Source organism: Cyclobacterium salsum (genome assembly GCF_010119245.1).
Taxonomy (GTDB): Bacteria; Bacteroidota; Bacteroidia; order Cytophagales; family Cyclobacteriaceae; genus Cyclobacterium; species Cyclobacterium salsum.
The window spans coordinates 55,975-75,367 of the sequence record NZ_WNKG01000012.1; the positions used below are offsets into that span (position 1 = coordinate 55,975).

Below are 19,393 nucleotides of genomic sequence, written 5' to 3' on the forward strand. Positions count from 1 at the left end.
CGGATAGCAAATGAAGCAATCCGAGCAATGGATCCTGCTATTAGTACTGTACCTTTTTACGACCGTTAGTAGTTTCGCTCAGGAGAGAACACCCTCTGGAAAGGGGCCTGGATTGGTGGAGAAACGACTCCGTTTACCGGATACATTCCAGATGTTTGATGCAGATGAATACCGGGAGGACCTGGTAAAAGCAACCGATGCATTGATTTTCCAGGAAAGTCTGGATCTCAGAAAGCGGCTTTCCCTGGTGAATGAAGATACCAGTTCCCTGATATGGGCTCCTACTAATATACTGGTAGAGGTGGCTGAGAAAGTACTTATTGATAGCATTTGGATCACCGCCTATGAATATTATGGACTGTGGGATAGTGAAAAGATCAATAGCTACGATTTTGATCCCAGGGAGTTTAACGATACGATACCGGTCATTCTTTTTGATCCGGATTTTGGTTCCAACTGGAGTGCCCCTGTGAGCAATACCAAAATCAACTCTGCCTTTGGGAAAAGGCGGTACCGCTGGCATCATGGAACCGATCTGAAATTGAAGGTAGGAGATCCGGTAAAAGCAGCGTTCGATGGAATTGTGCGGATCCGGTCTTACGAACGATACGGATATGGTCATTATGTGGTGATTCGCCACCGAAATGGACTAGAGACTTTGTATGGTCACCTGTCCAAAGTGAGTGTAGCAATTGGCCAGGAGATCAGGGCAGGGGATGTGGTAGGACTAGGGGGAAATACCGGAAGAAGTACGGGTCCGCACCTGCATTTTGAAGTGCGGTATCAAGGGCTTTCGATCAATCCTACCGACATATTTGATTTTGATATTGAAAGGATCAAATCTCCCGTTTATACGCTAACTTCGACGAGTTTTGATCATGAAATTATGCTTAGGGAGGCCATTTACCATCGCGTCCGGTCCGGTGAAAACCTTTCGGTGATCGCCCGAAGGTACGGGGTCCGAATGAGTCAGATCACCCGCCTGAATGGCATCAGCACCCGTTCCATTTTGAGGATCGGGCAGCGATTACAAATACAATAAAGAATGTTTTTACTAAACGGATAGCTATGAAACTCGATATGTTGGCCATTGCCGCACATCCTGACGATGCAGAACTTTCCTGCAGCGGTACCCTCGCTTCACATGTGGCAAAAGGTTATAAAGTCGGCATACTGGACCTTACCCGTGGGGAAATGGGCACCCGGGGCACGCCTGAGCTTCGCATTAAAGAAGCCGGTAAAGCAGCCGAAATATTGAACCTAAGTATGCGGGAAAACCTGGGGTTTCAGGATGTTTATTTTAAGGATGATAAGGAGCACCAGATTGCTATCGCCCGGGTGCTACGGACCTATCGCCCGGAAATCGTGCTGGCTAATGCGGTTAGTGACCGGCATCCGGATCATGGAAAGGGTGGAAGCCTGGCTTCCCATGCTTGTTTTGTCAGCGGACTGAGAAAACTGGAAACCGAAAAAGACGGGAAACCTCAAGAAGCCTGGCGACCGAAATTTATTTACCACTACATTCAAAATAATTACATCGAACCGGATTTGGTAGTGGATATCTCTTCCCATTGGGAAACCAAGATTAACAGCATCCTGGCTTTTCAGTCGCAATTTTACAATCCGGATTCCAAGGAGCCGGAGAGTTTCATTTCCCGGCCGGACTTTCTGGATTTTATCGAAGCAAGAAGCCGGGAAATGGGCCATAAAATCAATGTAAAATACGGGGAAGGATTTACAGTAGAGCGTGTAACAGGCGTAAGTGATCTTTTTGACTTATTGTAAAAGTTGGTTTCACGCCCTGCTGCTACCGAATCTGCTGCCGATAACCAATGCGATTCCTAAGGGGTGAACGTTATTAGGCACCACAGATTTCACAGATATGCACAGATGACAGGATTTGGGTGAATTTTTCTACACCCGTATATTACGGTGAAAACGAGATGGAGGTATTTGTAATGATGGCTTAGCTTGAAAACCCGATGGGCAAAGTGCGAATGGGAAATAAACCTTTGCGATCTTTGTGTCTCCTTCGAGGCCTTCCCACCTATCGGTCGGCAAGTATGACTAAAAAACAACAGCGAAAAACACCATCAACTTCGTAAACCATTGGGTACGTTAAGGCGCTAACCTTTCCATTTTCCAATGATTGTCAGTAACCGAAAGCGTATACAGAATCCGGTCGTGCAGACGGGCCGGTCTGCCTTGCCAGAATTCCATGGATTCCGGTTCCAGCCGAAAACCGCCCCAGTTTTCAGGCCTTTTCAGGGGCTCCTTTTGAAATTTGCTTACCGCTTCCACTAGTCTTTTTTCCAGAAACGCCCTATCCGGAATTACCTGGCTTTGTGGGCTGACCCAGGCTCCGATCTGGCTTTCCTGTGGCCTACTCAGGTAGTATTCGTCTGATTCAAGGGCACTAATCCGGGCCACGGTTCCAGATACGCGTACCTGTCGTTCCAACTCCGGCCAAAAGAAGGTAAGCGAAGCATAGGGCTGATGGGAGAGTTGCTGACTTTTGTTACTGCCATAATTGGTAAAAAAAACAAACCCCTGATCTACTCCTTTGAGTAAAACGATTCTTCCCGCTGGCCTCATCTCCGCATCTACGGTGCACAAATGCATGGCGGTAGGTTCGTTTACTTGAGCAGTAATTGCTTCTGATAACCATAACTCGAATTGTTCTAAAGGGCTGGTAAACATCCCTTTTATATCTAAAGTTTTAGAGGAATATTCCTTTCTTATGTCTGCTAGTTTCATTTTTCTATTTTAAGGCACAAATCCAATTTTGAAATACAAATATATTGTAATTAAGAATTTTTACTTTATATTAAAGCCTCGTATCCAATATTTTTGATGATGCCACTACCAAACATACCGCCTCAATCCGGAAGTCTGCTGATTTCAGAGCCGTTTCTGCAAGATGAAAATTTTGTCCGGTCAGTGGTATTGCTATGTGAAAACAACGAGATGGGTTCTTTTGGTTTGGTATTAAACAAGCTTTCTATTTTTAAACTTGATGAATTGCTGGATGGTTGTGATTTTCGGGACAAGGAAGTATATGTAGGAGGCCCCGTGGAGCAAAACACCCTTCACTTTATTTATCAGGGAGAGCAGGCGTTAGAAGACAGCATTGCGCTCGGAGATGGATTGTGGTGGGGCGGAGACTTTGCCGAACTGATGGAGAAATACAGGCTGGGGAAAATCAATAGTGCCGATTTTCGGTTTTTCATAGGATATTCCGGATGGGATCAGGGGCAGCTGGACGAAGAAGTGACGGGAAATACCTGGATCGTATGCGACAATACCCATGCTCGGAATATTTTTAAGGCAGAACCAGATGATCTTTGGCGGGTAATATTGAAAGAGATGGGAGGTGATTTCCAGGTTTTGGCAAATTATCCCATAGACCCAAGACTTAATTAGCCCAAAATTGCTACTTTTGTTTAGCATGGTTTGAAATACGCAGGAATACAAGACAATTATGGATAAGGATAAAGAAGTTTCCGGTAAAACGGATAAGGTTACTGAAGATTTGGTAAATCGCCAAAAATCAGGTTTGGATGCAACAGAAACGGGGAATCAGGAGAATGCGGAGCAGAAGGCAGAAGCGCCGAAACCGCAGGATGAGGAATCCGAAGTAAGTCAGGCAAAGCAGGAAAAATCAGAGGAGCTGAACGTCCAGGATGGACAGAGCGAAGACCATCAGGAAGCACAGCAGAAGCTACCTGAGTCTGAAGCGCAAGATGTAAAGTCGGATCCTACTCAGGAAGCACAGAAGGAGGGAGAGAAGATGACCGCTGGGGACGGTGAATCCGGAGAAAATCAGGAAGGGCCGCAGGAAGAAGAAGAGTTGAAAGCGAAGGATGTGGAATCCGATCCACCTCAAGACGAAAGGGAGAAAGCCGAGGAGCAGAAGGCCCAGGACTCGGACACCGAAGAAAACCAAGAGGAGGAGCACGAAGAAGAAGTGCATTTTAATAACTTCACCAAGCCCCAGTTGTTAAAGGCCTTGAAAGAGTTTGCACAGGAGCAAGATTTTATCAAGCGGGATGGCCTTGTTCAGGAAATAAAGAATCATTACGAAGAATTTTATTCCAAGGAAAAGGAGGAGGCCCTTCAGCAATTTATAAAAGAAGGAGGCGAAGAAGGAGGGTTTGACTACCGGGGTTCGGATGCCGATAGGGAGTTTTTTGCCACCTATCAGCAATTCAAAGATAAGAAGCACCAGCAGGTAAAGGATTTTGAGCGGTCTAAGGAGAAAAATGCCCAGGAGAAAAATGGAATTCTGGACCAATTGCGGAATTTGGTGGATGGGGAAGAGACCACCAATAGCATAGAGACCATTAAAAAGATTCAGGAAGAATGGAAAAAAATCGGACCCGTCCCTCATAGCCAGAATAAAAACCTATGGGCCTCCTACAATGCCCTGATGGATCGGTTTTACGATAACCGGAGTATTTATTTTGAACTGAAAGAACTAGATCGAAAGAAAAACCTGGAAAGTAAGCTGGAGCTGTGTAATAAGGCGGAAGCCTTGCTCGACCTGGAAGATATCAAGGAAGCCATCCGTGTGCTAAACGACCTGCACGAGGAATTCAAACACATAGGGCCTGTACCGAGAGAGGAACAGGAAGCCTTGTGGACCCGCTTCAAAGCCGCTTCGGATTCGGTATACAACAAAAGAAAAGCGTACTACGACAGTCAAAAAGAAGTATTTAAAGCCAATCAGGAACTAAAGGAAAAGCTGATCGAGAAGCTAACGGTTTTTAAGGAATTTAAGGCCGAAAAAATCAGGGATTGGAATTCCAAGACCAAGGAAATTTTGGCTATTCAAAAGGAATGGGAAGCCATCGGGCCCGTTCCACGGGAATCCGGAAGAGAGATCAATAAAACATTTTGGGGATTATTCAAGCAGTTTTTCCATCATAAAAACCAGTTCTTCAAAGAGCTGGATGAGATTCGAAACGAAAATAAGGAAAAAGCGGAGGAATTGATTGCCGATGCGGAGTCTCATAAGGACAGTACCGACTGGAAGGAAACTTCTAATCATCTGATTCAGTTACAAAAGAAATGGAAGGAATTGGGTCCCCTTCCCGAAAAATTCCGGGATGACTTGTACACCCGGTTTAAAAAGTCCTGCGATACCTTCTTTAATAACCGCCGGGATGCGAACAAGGAAACGAACAAAGCCTTCGAAGAAAATCTGGCGGCAAAAGAGGATGTGTGTACCCGCATTTTGACGGCCGCCAACGAGCCGGATGAAGTCAGTCCGGATGGATTGGAATCCTTGATCCGGGAGTTCAATGAAATCGGTTTTGTTCCCAGAAAAAGCATGAAGGACATTTCGGCCAAATTCAATGAGGCCGTAAATACCTATATGGGCAAGTTGGATCTGGAGGGAGAAAGCAAGGATGATTTTCTGTTTCGCCTTAATCTGAACAAACTGCAGTCCGACCCCAATAGCACTCGGGTGCTTAATAAAAAGGAACATGGTATTCGCAAGCAAATTTCCGATTTGGAAAACAACATCACCTTGTGGCGAAACAACCTGGAGTTTTTTGCTTCTTCGAAGACGGCCGATAAATTGAAAGACCAGTTTGAGGAAAAAATTGACAAAGCAGAGCAGGAAGTGGATAAGTTAAAGAAAAAACTATCCATCATCCGGGAATTTTAACTTCTCAGATTGAGTGACCTAGTAATTTTCGGGTAAAATTTCTTGCTTAAATTTTGATTTACCAGCCGTATCAAATTATATTTGCACTCGCATTCGGGGATAAATGATCCTTTCGTCTTTTGATAAAGATACAAATGCTTCCCGAAGCCTCCTTAGCTCAGCTGGTAGAGCAACTGACTTGTAATCAGTAGGTCGTTGGTTCGATCCCGACAGGAGGCTCAAATAAACCACTCACGAGTCTTCGATTCGTAGTGGTTTTTTTTATGGAATTGGTAGTGTGTCTGGATTTTTTTAATTCCTTCATATACACTTCTACAGGATATTGAGATTCAAATTTTACCACCCTCCTTTTTTTCCTCCTGAAACAGGAGTTGGCTTAGGGGACGTTGAGTTGCTATCCCTGTTGGGTTGCTACTATAAAGGCTATTTCAAAAATCCTGAAAGAATAATCTGCATAATCTGCAAAAAAGGAATAGGAGAATTATTTCTTAACCACCTTAATATGTTCCACCTTCTGACCCCATTTGATTTCCAAAACCATTATACCTTTAAGAGATTTTGGGATAAGGGTAGCTAATTGGTCATTCATCTCATTTTCGGAATTGACTGTGATTGCTGGACTGATTAGTGTAGGATGTATAATTCGGAACGTAATTTTTTCATGGTTATACCGGGATTTATCAAGTAAAGATATTCTCAGCTGTTCATCTAGCATTGGATTTGGGTAAGCGCGCCACACCCCATTGGTTATACCTGCCTGTGAGATTTTTATTCCCACGGTTTTGCTGTAGGAAAGAGCGCCGGAATAGGCTACCTGCTTTAATCTGTAATAGGCCGTGCAGCCAAAAAGAGGCAGGTTATCATCGGAAAAGCTGTAGTCAGTGCGAAGATCGGAATATCCTACACCTTCTACTTTTCCAATTTTTTCAAAATGCTTTATATTATTGAGTGCACGCTCTACTTCGAAATGAGAGTTTTCCCGTTCCTTAAAAGTAGCCCAGGTGATAGTACCAATGCGACTTTGATCTTCAAAAGAGGCATTGATGTAGGCATATTCTACAGGAAGTATAATGAGGGTAGCAGAGATGATGACCAGTCCGTTGCCTCCATCCCCACCTCTGGTACTGCCGCCTCCACCGCCTCCGCCGTTTGTGGCATTTGATGCCGTTCCTGTAGCACCATTTGTGCCACCATCTACTCCAAACCCTTGGGTTTGGAACCGGATAGAGCTGGCCGATCCTCCACCACCCCCACCATATCCAAGTAGTCCGGCTCCTCCATTCCCTCCTGTAGCCCTGGGCTGGCCACGGTTACTTACAATCCCATTGGATCCATTGCCAGAAGCACCACCACCACCACCACCTGCTCTCCTGTTACCACCCGCACTCGCTCCGGCCCCTCCTGGCCTTCCCACACCTGATCGCTCGCCAGGTCCAGCATTTCCTCCAGCACCACCAAGACCAGGGTTTGCAGTTTGGGTATCAAAACTTGTTGGAGTTCCGGGATTACCCCCAACCCCGTCATTAGCACTACCAGCGCCACCTGCACCTACTGTGTATGAAAATAAATTCCCTGGGGTAGTATCAATGGTAAAAGTCATTACCTGGCCACCCCCTCCTCCTCCTGCGCCTTGACCTCTGCCTCCTCCGCCACCGCCTCCTACAATAATTACGCTCAGTACGATCTCGTCAACATATTCGCTAGGTCCTAGTGTAGACGAAGTAAGTACGGTATACGTGTTGTAACCGGGAGTAGATATCGTTACCGCTGGAATGATTTCAAATCTCTGTGCCAATGAGATATTGGATGCTAATAAAAATAATAATATAATTTTTATCTGATAAATTTTAAAAAAATTAATAGTCATGTATGATGTTCTCTTATTTAAACGATAAACTTCTCAGATAATAACTTTGTTGATTCTAAGACCTTTTTATTTTAGAAAAAAAACCAACTACTGAAAGAGATATTTTGTTTATCTAGAGAACTGTTTTTTTTCTTTTTAAAGTTACTTTTTTAGAAATAATGATTTCTCACGCAAGTAAAGGAGGTAAGTAAAGGAGGTAAGTAAAGGTGGGTCAAAGTCGACACTAGCAGGTTTCTTCGTGTTATTCTTTTGGTTATAATTTAAAGTCCTTATGCATACTGGTGCGCCTTTGCCTGTTTGGAGAACTCTTAAGGGTATGAAAAAACTTTCTAGTTAACAGAAATGTAAGGGTTTCATTAAACATTTCGTCATATTGTTTAACGATCAACTATGGAAGATATAAATAAATACATATTCCTGATAAGAAAAGTCTATTAAACCAACGAATGAAATTGAAATGCAATTAATCATATTATATATATTATATTCTATAATCGCTTGTTAAAAAAATGACTGGTACAATTGTTAGAGTCAGAAGCGAAAACTACTTTTAATTGTGCTTTCTGATTAAAACAGGGGTACACCTAGGTGTTTTTTTTCCGCTTTCGATCCCACCAGACATAGCCAATAAAACCTACCAGGCTGATCGCTCCCACCCATACCAAGCCGCCTTTCAGGCGATCCGTATTTTCCCCCAGAAAGGCGGTGACGGCCGTAAGGGGGGCTATTCCCAACATGGTACTGCCGATAAATCTCCAGTAGCCCATGCGCAACATACCCGCAATGATGCTGATGGCATCGTTGGATAGGAAGGGGGAAACCCGGGTCACAATGACGGCCCAGAAGCCATAATCTTCCAGAAATTCGGATATTTTCTTTTCCGTCTTTTGGCCAAGGATTCGGTCGATCACTGGTGTACCGAATTTAACCCCTATTCCATAACCGATGGTGGAAGCCGTGAATATCGCCACCAGGATGATCCCCGCCCCGGCCCAGGGTCCGTAGGCCACTACCGTTACGACCATTAATAGAAAGGAGGGCACCACAAACAGAAACATCTGCAAGGTCATGGCAGCCACGATGAGAAGCGGCCCCCAGAAATCAAATTGCCCCACCCAATTGGATATTCTTTCCTCGTCATTGCTGCGAAGCACCTCCCAGGCCTCTGAAAAAAATTCCCGAACCGAGTCGTTTAGGAAATAAAGAGCGATTAGCGTTCCGAAAAAAATACTGGAAAGAATATAGGGCCAAACAGCCGTTTTATTTTTGGACATGCATCAAGAGTTAACGATAAAAACAGTTTATGGAATAGCATAGATTGTACCGAAAGTACTCATTTTTAGAAAAAAAAGGGAAGATTTCTATGGAGAAACCTCCGTTTCCGGATTCATCGGCTTTTTCCATTTGTTCCCGACTCTTTTTCGGATCCTTGTTTTTTCTTTCCGACAATTGCTGATTTTTATTATCCGTCAAAGATGGCTATTTTTCGATTACTTGTAGAAATACCTCCTTTACGGAAATCCGGTATAGGTTCGCATTATTTGCGGAACGATCGTATGAGCTAACTTAATTTTATTCTGTTGAAAAGTAACTCCCTATGTTGACGAGCAACTCTTTTCGTTGGGTAATGTATTGCTGCCTGGCGTTTTTTCTTTTTGGGTTCCAAAACCTTGCTATTGGCAGTGGAGGAATTGGGATACCCCAAACAGTAACTCCCAATGCATTTGAAGGAACGGATACCGAGCGCATTATCCATGCGATAGAAGCCGCGAAGGAAAGTGTCCAAGTGGTACGCATTCCGAAGGAAAATGCCAATGGAACCTCCATATGGATGATTGATAGTGCGCTGTTGTTGCCCAGCAATATGACGCTGATATTGGACAATTGCACCTTGCAACTCTCTGATACAAGCAGGGACAACCTGTTCCGTTCGGACAATGTAGGGGCAGGCATTACTGACCCGGTTTGGAACGAAAACATACGAATTTACGGAATTGGAAATGCGGTACTCAAAGGGGCGGTCAATCCCCGGGCAACGGGTGACGGTGCCAGGACGCTTAGCCTGAATCCACAAGCAGAGCAGGAAAAGGGAAATTGGCGGGTAAGTTATGGAAGTGATGCCGGAAAACCTGGTTTGAAGCAAACGGGCGACTGGCGGAACATCATGGTGTTGATCGGATACGTCCGGGACTTCAGTCTAAAAAATGTTCGTTTTGAAAATGCCCATGGCTGGACCATTAGTTTTGAGCGAACGGTGGGAATAGACCTATCCGATGTGACTATTTTCAACGAAGAGTTTGTGACCGTGGATGGAGAGCAATTGATGACGGCGAATAAGGATGGGATTAACCTGAGACAGGGTTGTAAAAACGTTCGGATCGATCATGTCTCTGGTGTAACAGGGGATGATTTTATAGCGCTTTCTAATTTGGATACCGCCCCGGATATTCCCAAGCAAAATGGAGATATCAACGGGAGTATGGTAACAGCCAGTCGCTGGTACGGACCGGAAGATGATATCGAGCAAGTGGTGATTACGAATATCTCCTGTGAAAACCGGTACCGTGCGGTTGCGATACGGGGCAGCGACCGGGCAGGAATCCATCATATCTACATCAGTGGGGTGATTTTCAGAGCCATGGAGGATAGATATGAAGCCCTGCTGATTGGAGGGAGGGGCTATGGAGAAGAATCGCTACCGGGTAAAATTCATACCATTCAGGCCATGAACATCATGGGAAATGGCCAATCCCTGGTAAGGATACAGGCAAAAGTAGCCAACTGTCATTTTTTAAATGGCATGTATACCGGGGTAAATGAGCGTGCTACCTTGTATGAGGTTGACCCTCGGGAGACCAGCAATGTGACCGAAAGCACTTGGTTAAAGGTCAGGTGAGCATTTTGTTTCGAACCGGTGGCTTAACGAAGGACGCTATGGAATAAATACGGGGACCGATCTCCATTTCGGGTCGAGCCCCCCCTTCCCCTTGCTTGTTTTGTTGGGAAAGGATGAATACATTTAGAAGATCCAACATGAACAGTTATCAAATGAATGTGAAATCAAAGAAAGCGGTGAAATTATCGAACAGTTTTGTTTTATTGCTGATCGGCAGTTTTTTAGGTCTGACTCACCTGGCGTTGGCGCAAAACCCCTCCCTTTTGGAGGTAAACCCACCAGCCGGGCCTTCAAATGATCAGGTCAGCGCGATTGTAAATGTTCGCCTGATAGATGGACTGGGAGGGCCGCCCCTGGAAAATGCAGTCGTGCTGATCAAAGGCAATCGCATATGGGAAGCAGGTACTGAAGACGAGGTTATCGTTCCGGAAGGAGCTGAACGAACGGATGGTACCGGTATGAGTCTGCTGCCGGGTCTGATCGATTCCCATTTACATAATGTCAATAACAACAAAGCATTGCATGCCATTCTTACCAATGGGGTGACGACTGTCCGGGATCCGGGACATCCCTTTCGGTTTTACCAATCCCTGCATTTTGCACAGGCCAAAATGCCCCGGGTGTACCTGACCGGAGCCCATCTGGACGGTTATCCGGGGGTCTACCTGGATCAGGCCTCGCTGGTAAGGAGTACCGATCATATACAATCGTTAATAAAGGACTATGTATTACAGGGGGGATCTGGCATCAAAATTTATTTCCGGCTTCCCTTGAAATATTATGAAACGGTGATCCAGACGGCTGATTTTTACCATATACCGGTAGTGGCACATTTAGAGCTGGTAGATGCAGACGATGCCATGATGGCGGGGCTTCAGGGGATCGAACACATCACCTCTTTTGGTACCTCCCTGGCCGATCCGGAAGACGCAATGGAATTCCGGGAAGCGGTACGGGAAAACAGTAGTTACAGAAGGGACGGCAGGTACCGCCTGTGGTCAAAGATCGATTTGTCCGCTGACCGGGTGAAAGAGGTGCTTGCCCTGGCAGTGAAAAATAAGGTGGTACTATCACCCACCCTGACCACCTTTGAAAGGCAAGTTGGTGACGAGGAGTATCAGGCAAAGGCGTTCCAAAATATGCTTGAATTCGTAGGAATGGCGCATCAGGCAGGAGTCACGGTGGTTACCGGCTCCCATAATTCTGGTAAATACGCCCAACCCGGCCTTGCCTATCAGCGGGAGATGGAGCTATTGGTTGCTGCAGGTATGACACCGCTGGAGGCTATTTCCAGCAGTACCATTCTTAATGCCCGTTATTTCCGAACCCAGGACCGCCTCGGAAGTATTGAGCCCGGCAAGCTGGCCGATCTGATCCTGGTAGCAGGCGACCCCTCCGTAGATATCAAAGCCATGTACGCCATCAAAAAAGTCATGCTCAACGGGGAATGGGTGGATAGGGAGGAAATGGTGGAGTAGGAAGTGACGTGAAAATCCGAGGCAGTGCAATAAATTTTTTGTCACAAAGACCCGAAGAACCACAGAGGGCGCAGAGATTATGGGTTAATTTAGGTGGACCCTGAGCGGAGTCGAAGGGTCGTATCGCTATCCATTTTTTTCTCAGCCCTAATAGTATCTGACACTCGACCAATCAGAGGATGTAACAATGCCTATTAGGGTAACTCAATGGCTCTTGTCCCGTAACACGTGACCGTCCCTTCGGAAATTTCCGGAGGGTTTTTTGAAAAAAATTCAACCCCAATGAAAAAATTGCCACCACGGTTGATGCCAGGTCCACTTATTCAATTTTAGAGAGTGTTCTTGTCTGTGGATGTGTTCGGCGATGCGAGAATCTAAAGATGGTGCATGATCAAATTTCACTTTGCGATTTATAATATGTTGCCAGTAGTTTTTATAAGATTATTTAAAAATATTAAGTTTTTCAGTATGCTGTTTGGACTTCGCACCATCTATAGTAAAATTATCAATGGACGCTTTATCTCTATTGTAAATTAAATTGTATCCTCTCCCTTTATATTTGTATAAGCCTTTTAACAATTTTATTCCTTTATTTGTAGCACCTCCGAGTGCTGTAAGGACACCTATTAAAACTCCCAATATTGGTTCTCCAGTTGCAATAGTACTACCAATACCTCCCAATCCTCCATAAGATAAACTGATTAGAACTTCCAATCCATTATTGTTCTTTGCAGGATTGCTTTTTTTATCAAATTCTATAATTTCCTTTTTAAATTTTTTTTGGGCATTTTCCAACACCTCTGCACTTCCACCTTCGATATAATCTAAATTAGCTTGAATGAATTCATTATGAGCATGACATAGGTCATTTCCACTTCTTAAAGCCCGAATAAATCTATTGTCAATTCGAATTTTTTCAGGAATTCTAAAATTCAATTTTCGGAAGTTACAATCCGACTCTAGTGGCTCAACAATTTTATCTAAAAATAGATTACTGGCTATACTATTGACTTGAACGTTATCTTTTTCAAAAGTATCGTCATTGAGGCACATAGCAAAATTGTAATGATAGGCCCTGTTAGCGATTTTCATCAACTCATATTCATGTTTACTAGATTTTACAATCTTTTCCCATTTGTCTCGAGGCCCATTACTATCCTTATGAACTATTTCCCTGAAATTTTCTGCTATAGATTTATAGCTATTTAAATCTATAGAAAGATTGAGATCTTTCGGGTTCTGTATTAGTAATTCATCCATTAACTGAATAAACCCTTGGCTTAAATCAAATTTTGGCCACTTTATGAAATATTCACCTATATCTCTATCCAACTTTTGAACAGCGATTTCCCATCCCTTTATTTTTTTGAATTCAACAAATGTTCTGTTGTCCTGTTCAACCATTTTCTCAACCATGGAAAATAATGAATCATTTCTACTCAATATGTTTATATAGTCATTTTCAATCATTGAAAAAAGGGGGGAATTTTCATAATGAAAAGGCTCTTTCGATTCTTTGCTTATGGATAATAAGGCTCTTCTGAAAATTGGTGAGTTGACTATGTATCCATCATTAATTAGGATTTTGGGATTATGCGAGAATATTAACTGAGATATTAGGATTTCATTTAATGTTCTAATATTTAAATAGTTCCAGTTTTGATTTGAAATTACTCTGTCATCGAAAGAACCTAAATATGTAATTTGATGGTTTTGCATTTGTTTCAAAATTACTGGCAACTACTGGCTAACCGCAATCTATTGCATTTTTTCCGTTATGGCCTTATTACGTTGAATTTCCTTAATTTAAAAAAATATCCTTGTATATTATACTAGATTTTCCATTTTTATCCAAGACGGTTGCCTAATGGCTATTACCAAGATAAAACGCGAAATCCATAGTCAAATAATCGGTCCCTGTGGTCCCTAAGCGAGGCCGAAGGCTCACACATGGATAGCTCAGCAGGCAAAGCAGCGGTCTCCAAAACCGCGTGCCGGAGGTTCGAATCCTTTTCCATATGCAAAGCTAGCTAATATGCAGAAGAGGGCTTTGTGCCCTGAAAGAAGGGGCTGCCGCCCTGTAACAAGTGGAAACCATCCCTTCGGAATTTTCCGGAGGGGTTTTTAGAACCGAAATCCATTGTCAAAACCAAAACCCTTCGGTCCCTGAGCGGAGCCGAAGGCAATCACAACATCACCACTTCATCAGATCACTAAACCATCAAATTATCCAGCCATCCCATCATCAAATCATGGATCAGGTGTCCATTACCCGCCCAGGTTGCTGCAATAGGAAACACTTTCACGTTTTTTTCCATGACGGTTTAGCTTTTTTTATAGCTTATTAACCGGAAATGCCACCCGAATTCCTTTTACCCTTCCCAACTCGATTCAATAAGTGCCTTTTTCAATTATTTTGTAAACATCCCCATTCTCCCTTATGCAATCAGCTCAAAGCTCAAGTATTCCTGCATTAATTTAAAATGCTTGTCAAAACTGAAAAGGGATATCCTTTGATGAATTACTTGTTGCAGAATGATCAAATCAGGAATACCGACCTTATGGACACCTTTTTGAAGATTCAAAAGTTGGTATTTTTGGATGAGTTGCCAATCAATGGAAAGGGGAATCCTTTCTATTTCAAGGAGATTTTCCAGGATGTCATACCTACCTTTATGTTCCAAAAAGGGCGATAACTCTGTCAAAATTAATTCGTGTATACATACCAAATCTTCCGTTATCATCTGGTCGAGAATGGGGATATTTCCAGATTTGAAATAATTAATCCAGACCGAACTATCCACCAAAACCCTGTGACCAGACATCCTATCGCTTTCTAAGGTCATCCAAGTCAATTTCCAGATCAATGGTTCCCTTGTAAGCGATCAATCGTTTTCTTTTTATGCGTGCTACTTGATCTTCCAAGGCCTCTTTTATTAACTGGCTTTTCGTTTTAGCACCGGTAAGCTCCATCGCTTCTTTAATTAGCTTTTCGGGTATTTCCAATTTCGTTCTCATAATTTTTGATGTTCATACACATAAAATTATATGGTAATATAACCTAATTTATGAAAATTCAAGTTCAAATTTATAGTAAATATCAGCTGAAAATCAGAAGCCAACCCCTCCGTAGATATACAGGCCCATTAGCCATCAAAAAAGTCATGCTCAATGGGGAATGGGTGGATAGGGAGGAAGTGGTGGAGTAGGAGGTGAAGGGGGAATCTGAGGCAGTGCAATAAATTTTTGTAACGCCTGCCGACCGATAGGTGGGGAGGACTCAAAGAATTACAGAGAACTTGTAGATTACGGATTTACCCCACCAAAAGCCATCCGGAATATATAAAACACCCAATCCAAATCCCTAAATCCTTAATCTATTTTTTTTTTCCTCCCTCAATCTGACCCCTGAGGCAAAGCCAAAGGGCTATCAATCTCCCTTCAATCTATTTCAACCCAAAAAACCTCCGTGCCCTCTGTGCCTCCTTTGAGCCCTTTGTGACAAAAACCCCCGTAAACTATCCGCTCCTCCCTATGCATCATCCCCACATCATCAAATCATCAACCACCGTCATTGCGAGCGCAGCGAAGCAATCTGATTCGAAGCGAAACCGGAAGTCCTCCGTAGAATGCCCTCCAAAAACGAATGATGGATTCGCACACCGACAGACTGCCGCGGGTGCCGGGGCGATTACGACCATTCGACTGGACTCGGTTTGCACCTTCGCAGTGACGGCATCATCCCCACATCCTCAAATCATGGATCCGGTATCCATAGCCCGCCCAGGTTGCTTGAGTAGGAACCACTTTAACATCTTTTTCCATGATCGTTTGCGTTTTTTTTCCTAGCTTAAACTCCTGTGTCGCCTACCTTTTACAAATACCACTAAATACCAGACAAAATGAAAGCACTCTTTTCACTACTTCTACTACTGACATCGCTCCACCTTTCGCAAGCACAGGACAGGTTGTCGGGCAAGGCCTTTGCTACCCGGTCTGAAGTATTGGCCCGGAATGGAATGGCAGCCACCAATCATCCGCTGGCCACCCAAATTGCCATCGACCTGCTAAAGCGTGGAGGGAGTGCCGTGGATGCAGCCATTGCAGCCAATGCTTTTTTGGGATTTGCCGATCCTGGAAACAATGGCATCGGGGGCGATTTATTTGCCATTGTCTGGGATGAGAAAACCCAGCAATTGTATGGGCTCAATGCCAGCGGAAAATCACCGGGCAGCCTATCGGTAGACAAATTCAAAGCCGAGATCGAAGCGGGTAAAAGCCGTACTACAGGTCCGCTGTCTGTTACAACTCCCGGTGCTGTGGGAGGTTGGTTTGCCTTGCACGAAAAATTTGGACAGTTGGCGTTTAGCGATTTGCTGGAACCCACCATCAATTACGCCAGGGAAGGTATTCCCGTTTCTTCCGAAGTATCGGATAATTTTTCAACCGTCAATTTGGGGCCGGGCAATCCATCCTTTGAGGCAACGTACTTTACCAGAGATGGGAGGCTACCCCGCATCGGGGAAATATTTAAAAATCCGGACCTGGCGAACACCCTGGAAATCATCGCCAACCAAGGAAGAGACGGGTTTTACAGGGGAAAAGTCGCTCAGAAGATCGCCAATCAGGTACAAGTGGAAGGTGGCTACCTCAGCACAGAAGATCTGGCAAACAACGAGCCCGAATGGGTTGACCCGGTATCGATCAACTATCGTGGCTACGATATTTGGGAAATGCCACCCAATGGTCAGGGAATGGCGGCACTTCAGATGCTGAATATCCTCAAAGGCTTCGACCTGGCCAGCATGGGCTATGGCAGTGCCGACCATATTCATACCTTTTTAGAAGCCAAAAAGTTGGCCTATGCGGACATGACCACCTACTATGGAGACCCCGATTTTGGCACGATTCCCCTGGAGCGTTTATTATCGGAGGAATACGCAGCAGAACGCAGAAAGCTAATTGATCCCGAAAGGGCAGGAACGTTTGAAGAAGGATTGACATCGGGCGACCACACCATTTACTTGACCGTAGCAGACGGTGAGGGTAATATGATTTCGCTGATCCAAAGCAATTCGGCACTCTTTGGTTCCCGGGTGGTGCCCCCGGGCTTGGGCTTTGTGCTGCAAAACAGGGGCGCCGGATTTATTTTGGAAGAAGGGCATATCAATAACTATGCGCCCGGTAAACGACCTTTTCATACCATCATTCCGGCCTTTGTGACGAAGGACGACAAGCCCTTTATGAGTTTTGGTCTGATGGGCGGCGACATGCAAACGCAGGGACATGTGCAGATCATCATGAATATCATCGATTTTAAGATGAACCTGCAAGAAGCAGGCGATGCGCCCCGAATTTATCATCGGGACGAAAACCTCAAAAGCGGCGGCACGTACCTGGAGTCAGGCTTCGATTATGAAGTGATCCGTGAGTTAATGGACAAAGGCCATACCCTGCGAATGGGAAAGGGTATCTTTGGCGGGTATCAAGCCATTATGCGTAAAAATGGGGTGTATTACGGGGCTTCTGAATCCAGAAAGGATGGACAGGCAGGGGGGTATTAGAAGTGTATTCCTATGCTGAATTGAAAACGGTAAGCAGTGCCTATCGTTTGCGACAGCGTGGAAGTATTTACGTATTTAAAAATCTCAAGGTAAACGAAATTCCTCTTTTAAAATGGGAGTGGGGGATTTTTTCGAAGGTTTCTAATATTCAAATGAATGATTTATAGATAGTTACGCAATTAAATCCCCCTTGCCCCCTTGTCAAGGGGGAATTGGTATCGATAGGCTTCCATTAGTTATAATCTCTGCATCCCTTCGGGATTAATGGAAATGGCCCGGAGAGTAAAGCAAAGATTTATCTTCATCAGTAACCTGCTAAAAGTTGGATGATGACTAACAAAACCGGAAGCGATGTCAAGCATTTAGAACGAAGGATTTGCCCGTATCCAGACAGAAGCCCCAAAGAAGTGACTTACCCAATCCCGAAGGGATGATAAGGTTATAGAAAAAGAATGATCAACCGATAAATTAAATCCCTAAGGGATGACACGATTATTAAAAATGGGATAAACAACAGAACCAATCCCGAAGGGATGAAATGATTATAAAAAACAGGGATACTACACTAAATAAAACCCCAAAGGGGTGATATAAATCATACGTCTTAAGGGATTGAAAACGGTCTAACTTATTCGTTTCTACGTTAATTTCAGTCCTTAATATTTAAAATTGAAAAACCATGGCAGGCACCTTTTCACAAATCTATATCCATTACGTCTTTGCCGTAAAAGGTAGGCAAAACCTATTGCAAAAGCCCTGGCGTCAGGAAGTCTGCAAGTACATAGCAGGTATTATAAAAGGGAAACAGCAAAAGCCGCTCATTGTAAATGGAGTTTCTGACCACGTCCACGCGTTTGTGGGAATAAAACCGGCGATGAGTATTTCCGATTTAATCAGAGATGTCAAAAACAATTCCTCCAATTTTATCAACGATCAAAAATTTCTAAAAGGTAAATTTTCCTGGCAGGAAGGATATGGGGCATTTTCCCATTCACATTCTCAGTTGGATACCGTTTATCAATACATTGCAAACCAGGAAAATCATCACAAAAAGAAAACATTTAAGGAAGAATACCTTGAATTTCTTCAAAAATTCGAGATTGAATACGAGGAAAAGTATTTATTTGAATGGCTTGATTAAGGATGTCACCCCTGCGGGGTTCACATTATAGCTGGTTGCGATTAGCTATAATCCTTGCATCCCTTCGGGATTAATGAAAATGGCCCAGAGAGTAAAGCAAGGATTTATCTTCATCAGTAGCCTGCAAAAAGTTGGATAATGACTAATAAATCCGGAAGCGAGGGCAAGCATATAGAACGAATGATTTGCCCGTATCCAGACAGAAGCCCCGAAGGTGAGCTACCCCAATCGCGAAGGGATGACAAGCTTCTTGCCCCCTGAGGCGGGTGAGCGAAGCCGAACCCAGCAAAGCAGAAGTCCCATCAATCTTTTTCAATCTCTGGCCCCTGGGCAAATGCGAAGCCTCATCAATCTCCTTCAATCTCTGGTCTCTGAGCAAACGCGAAGGGCCATCAATCTCCTTCAATCTACTCCAATCCAAAGCATTCAGTTCCCCTCCAAAAAAAAGGAAATTTACCAGCTACCCCCGGTCGATTCAATTAAAAAAAACCGGCCCAACTTAAGATTACTCCTAAATTGGGCCGGTAAAACGTTGGCCGACCAGGGCTCGAACCTGGACTCTTCTGGACCAAAACCAGACGTGTTGCCAGTTACACCATCGGCCAAACTGATCCCTTTTCGCTAAGGTGTCACAAATGTAGCCGAACTTTCTTTTTAATGCAAATACCTCTCTCAGGAATTTTATTTTTTTACTTTTAACCAGCTAATTGTCAGAAAGAAATTTTAAACCTGCTCGTTTTATATCCTTACCTGGGGCAAATGCTTTCGTAAAA

At 44.0% G+C, this 19,393-nt stretch carries 17 protein-coding genes and 3 tRNA genes; 12 read left to right on the forward strand and 8 right to left on the reverse strand.

Features of this window, described 5'->3' with window-relative positions:
• Positions 1 to 10 precede the first annotated feature (10 nt).
• Positions 11 to 1,042, forward strand: coding sequence for a M23 family metallopeptidase (locus tag GJS45_RS19445; RefSeq protein WP_162343544.1), 1,032 nt, complete (start codon positions 11 to 13; stop codon positions 1,040 to 1,042).
• 26 nt (positions 1,043 to 1,068) lie between these two features.
• Positions 1,069 to 1,785, forward strand: coding sequence for a bacillithiol biosynthesis deacetylase BshB1 (bshB1, locus tag GJS45_RS19450; protein ID WP_162343545.1), 717 nt, complete (start codon positions 1,069 to 1,071; stop codon positions 1,783 to 1,785).
• Positions 1,786 to 2,118: 333 nt separating this feature from the next.
• On the opposite strand, the gene pdxH is transcribed toward bshB1, so the two are convergent.
• Positions 2,119 to 2,757, reverse strand: a complete 639-nt coding sequence (gene pdxH / locus GJS45_RS19455) for a pyridoxamine 5'-phosphate oxidase (protein ID WP_162343546.1) — start codon at positions 2,755 to 2,757, stop codon at positions 2,119 to 2,121.
• 96 nt (positions 2,758 to 2,853) lie between these two features.
• Here pdxH and GJS45_RS19460 point away from each other — a divergent pair, with 96 nt between their 5' ends.
• From GJS45_RS19460 to GJS45_RS19470, 3 genes are all read left to right on the forward strand, one after another.
• The gene (locus GJS45_RS19460; protein WP_162343547.1) at positions 2,854 to 3,423 is read left to right on the forward strand and encodes a YqgE/AlgH family protein; all 570 of its coding nucleotides are present in this window, start codon (positions 2,854 to 2,856) and stop codon (positions 3,421 to 3,423) included.
• A 367-nt stretch (positions 3,424 to 3,790) separates the two neighbouring features.
• Entirely contained in the window at positions 3,791 to 5,674 is a 1,884-nt protein-coding gene (locus GJS45_RS19465) for a DUF349 domain-containing protein (RefSeq protein ID WP_394366604.1), read from the forward strand.
• A gap of 146 nt (positions 5,675 to 5,820) precedes the next feature.
• Positions 5,821 to 5,893 (forward strand) — tRNA-Thr (locus tag GJS45_RS19470).
• A gap of 262 nt (positions 5,894 to 6,155) precedes the next feature.
• On the opposite strand, the gene GJS45_RS19475 is transcribed toward GJS45_RS19470, so the two are convergent.
• On the reverse strand, positions 6,156 to 7,469 hold the full coding sequence (locus GJS45_RS19475; RefSeq protein WP_162343549.1) for a glycine-rich domain-containing protein: 1,314 nt from the start codon (positions 7,467 to 7,469) through the stop codon (positions 6,156 to 6,158).
• Between the two features lie 656 nt (positions 7,470 to 8,125).
• Positions 8,126 to 8,815: a TVP38/TMEM64 family protein gene (locus tag GJS45_RS19480; RefSeq protein WP_162343550.1), complete on the reverse strand. Its 690-nt coding sequence runs from the start codon at positions 8,813 to 8,815 to the stop codon at positions 8,126 to 8,128.
• Between the two features lie 323 nt (positions 8,816 to 9,138).
• Here GJS45_RS19480 and GJS45_RS19485 point away from each other — a divergent pair, with 323 nt between their 5' ends.
• Together GJS45_RS19485 and GJS45_RS19490 are read left to right on the forward strand one after the other, a co-directional pair.
• On the forward strand, positions 9,139 to 10,437 hold the full coding sequence (locus GJS45_RS19485) for a glycoside hydrolase family protein (RefSeq protein ID WP_235954880.1): 1,299 nt from the start codon (positions 9,139 to 9,141) through the stop codon (positions 10,435 to 10,437).
• Positions 10,438 to 10,574: 137 nt separating this feature from the next.
• On the forward strand, positions 10,575 to 11,915 hold the full coding sequence (locus tag GJS45_RS19490) for an amidohydrolase family protein (RefSeq protein WP_162343551.1): 1,341 nt from the start codon (positions 10,575 to 10,577) through the stop codon (positions 11,913 to 11,915).
• Between the two features lie 441 nt (positions 11,916 to 12,356).
• Here GJS45_RS19490 and GJS45_RS19495 read toward each other — a convergent pair whose 3' ends face one another.
• Positions 12,357 to 13,634: a hypothetical protein gene (locus tag GJS45_RS19495; protein WP_162343552.1), complete on the reverse strand. Its 1,278-nt coding sequence runs from the start codon at positions 13,632 to 13,634 to the stop codon at positions 12,357 to 12,359.
• Positions 13,635 to 13,863: 229 nt separating this feature from the next.
• Between GJS45_RS19495 and GJS45_RS19500 the strand changes: the two genes are divergently transcribed.
• Positions 13,864 to 13,936: transfer RNA gene (locus GJS45_RS19500), tRNA-Trp, on the forward strand.
• Between the two features lie 417 nt (positions 13,937 to 14,353).
• Here the strand turns inward: GJS45_RS19500 and GJS45_RS19505 are convergent.
• The gene (locus GJS45_RS19505) at positions 14,354 to 14,761 is read right to left on the reverse strand and encodes a PIN domain-containing protein (protein ID WP_202928129.1); all 408 of its coding nucleotides are present in this window, start codon (positions 14,759 to 14,761) and stop codon (positions 14,354 to 14,356) included.
• Positions 14,742 to 14,933 carry a type II toxin-antitoxin system VapB family antitoxin gene (locus GJS45_RS19510; RefSeq protein WP_162343553.1) on the reverse strand — a complete coding sequence of 64 codons (192 nt, stop codon included), beginning with the start codon at positions 14,931 to 14,933 and terminating at the stop codon, positions 14,742 to 14,744. Before GJS45_RS19510 ends, GJS45_RS19505 begins: the two co-directional genes overlap by 20 nt.
• 50 nt (positions 14,934 to 14,983) lie before the next feature.
• On the opposite strand from GJS45_RS19510, the gene GJS45_RS19515 reads away from it, so the two are divergent.
• The 4 genes from GJS45_RS19515 (at position 14,984) to tnpA (ending at position 18,620) form a co-directional block, all read left to right on the forward strand.
• Positions 14,984 to 15,124 carry a hypothetical protein gene (locus GJS45_RS19515; protein ID WP_162343554.1) on the forward strand — a complete coding sequence of 47 codons (141 nt, stop codon included), beginning with the start codon at positions 14,984 to 14,986 and terminating at the stop codon, positions 15,122 to 15,124.
• 325 nt (positions 15,125 to 15,449) lie between these two features.
• Complete coding sequence (locus GJS45_RS19520) at positions 15,450 to 15,764, forward strand: hypothetical protein (protein WP_162343555.1); 315 nt, start codon at positions 15,450 to 15,452, stop codon at positions 15,762 to 15,764.
• 53 nt (positions 15,765 to 15,817) lie between these two features.
• Entirely contained in the window at positions 15,818 to 17,479 is a 1,662-nt protein-coding gene (ggt, locus tag GJS45_RS19525) for a gamma-glutamyltransferase (protein WP_202928130.1), read from the forward strand.
• Between the two features lie 679 nt (positions 17,480 to 18,158).
• Positions 18,159 to 18,620 (forward strand): IS200/IS605 family transposase, encoded by a 462-nt coding sequence (gene tnpA, locus GJS45_RS19530; protein WP_162343556.1) that lies wholly within the window; start codon positions 18,159 to 18,161, stop codon positions 18,618 to 18,620.
• 142 nt (positions 18,621 to 18,762) lie between these two features.
• On the opposite strand, the gene GJS45_RS19535 is transcribed toward tnpA, so the two are convergent.
• Together GJS45_RS19535 and GJS45_RS19540 are read right to left on the reverse strand one after the other, a co-directional pair.
• Positions 18,763 to 19,041: a hypothetical protein gene (locus GJS45_RS19535; RefSeq protein WP_162343557.1), complete on the reverse strand. Its 279-nt coding sequence runs from the start codon at positions 19,039 to 19,041 to the stop codon at positions 18,763 to 18,765.
• Positions 19,042 to 19,152: 111 nt separating this feature from the next.
• Positions 19,153 to 19,225 (reverse strand) — tRNA-Gln (locus tag GJS45_RS19540).
• Between the last annotated feature and the right edge of the window lie 168 nt (positions 19,226 to 19,393).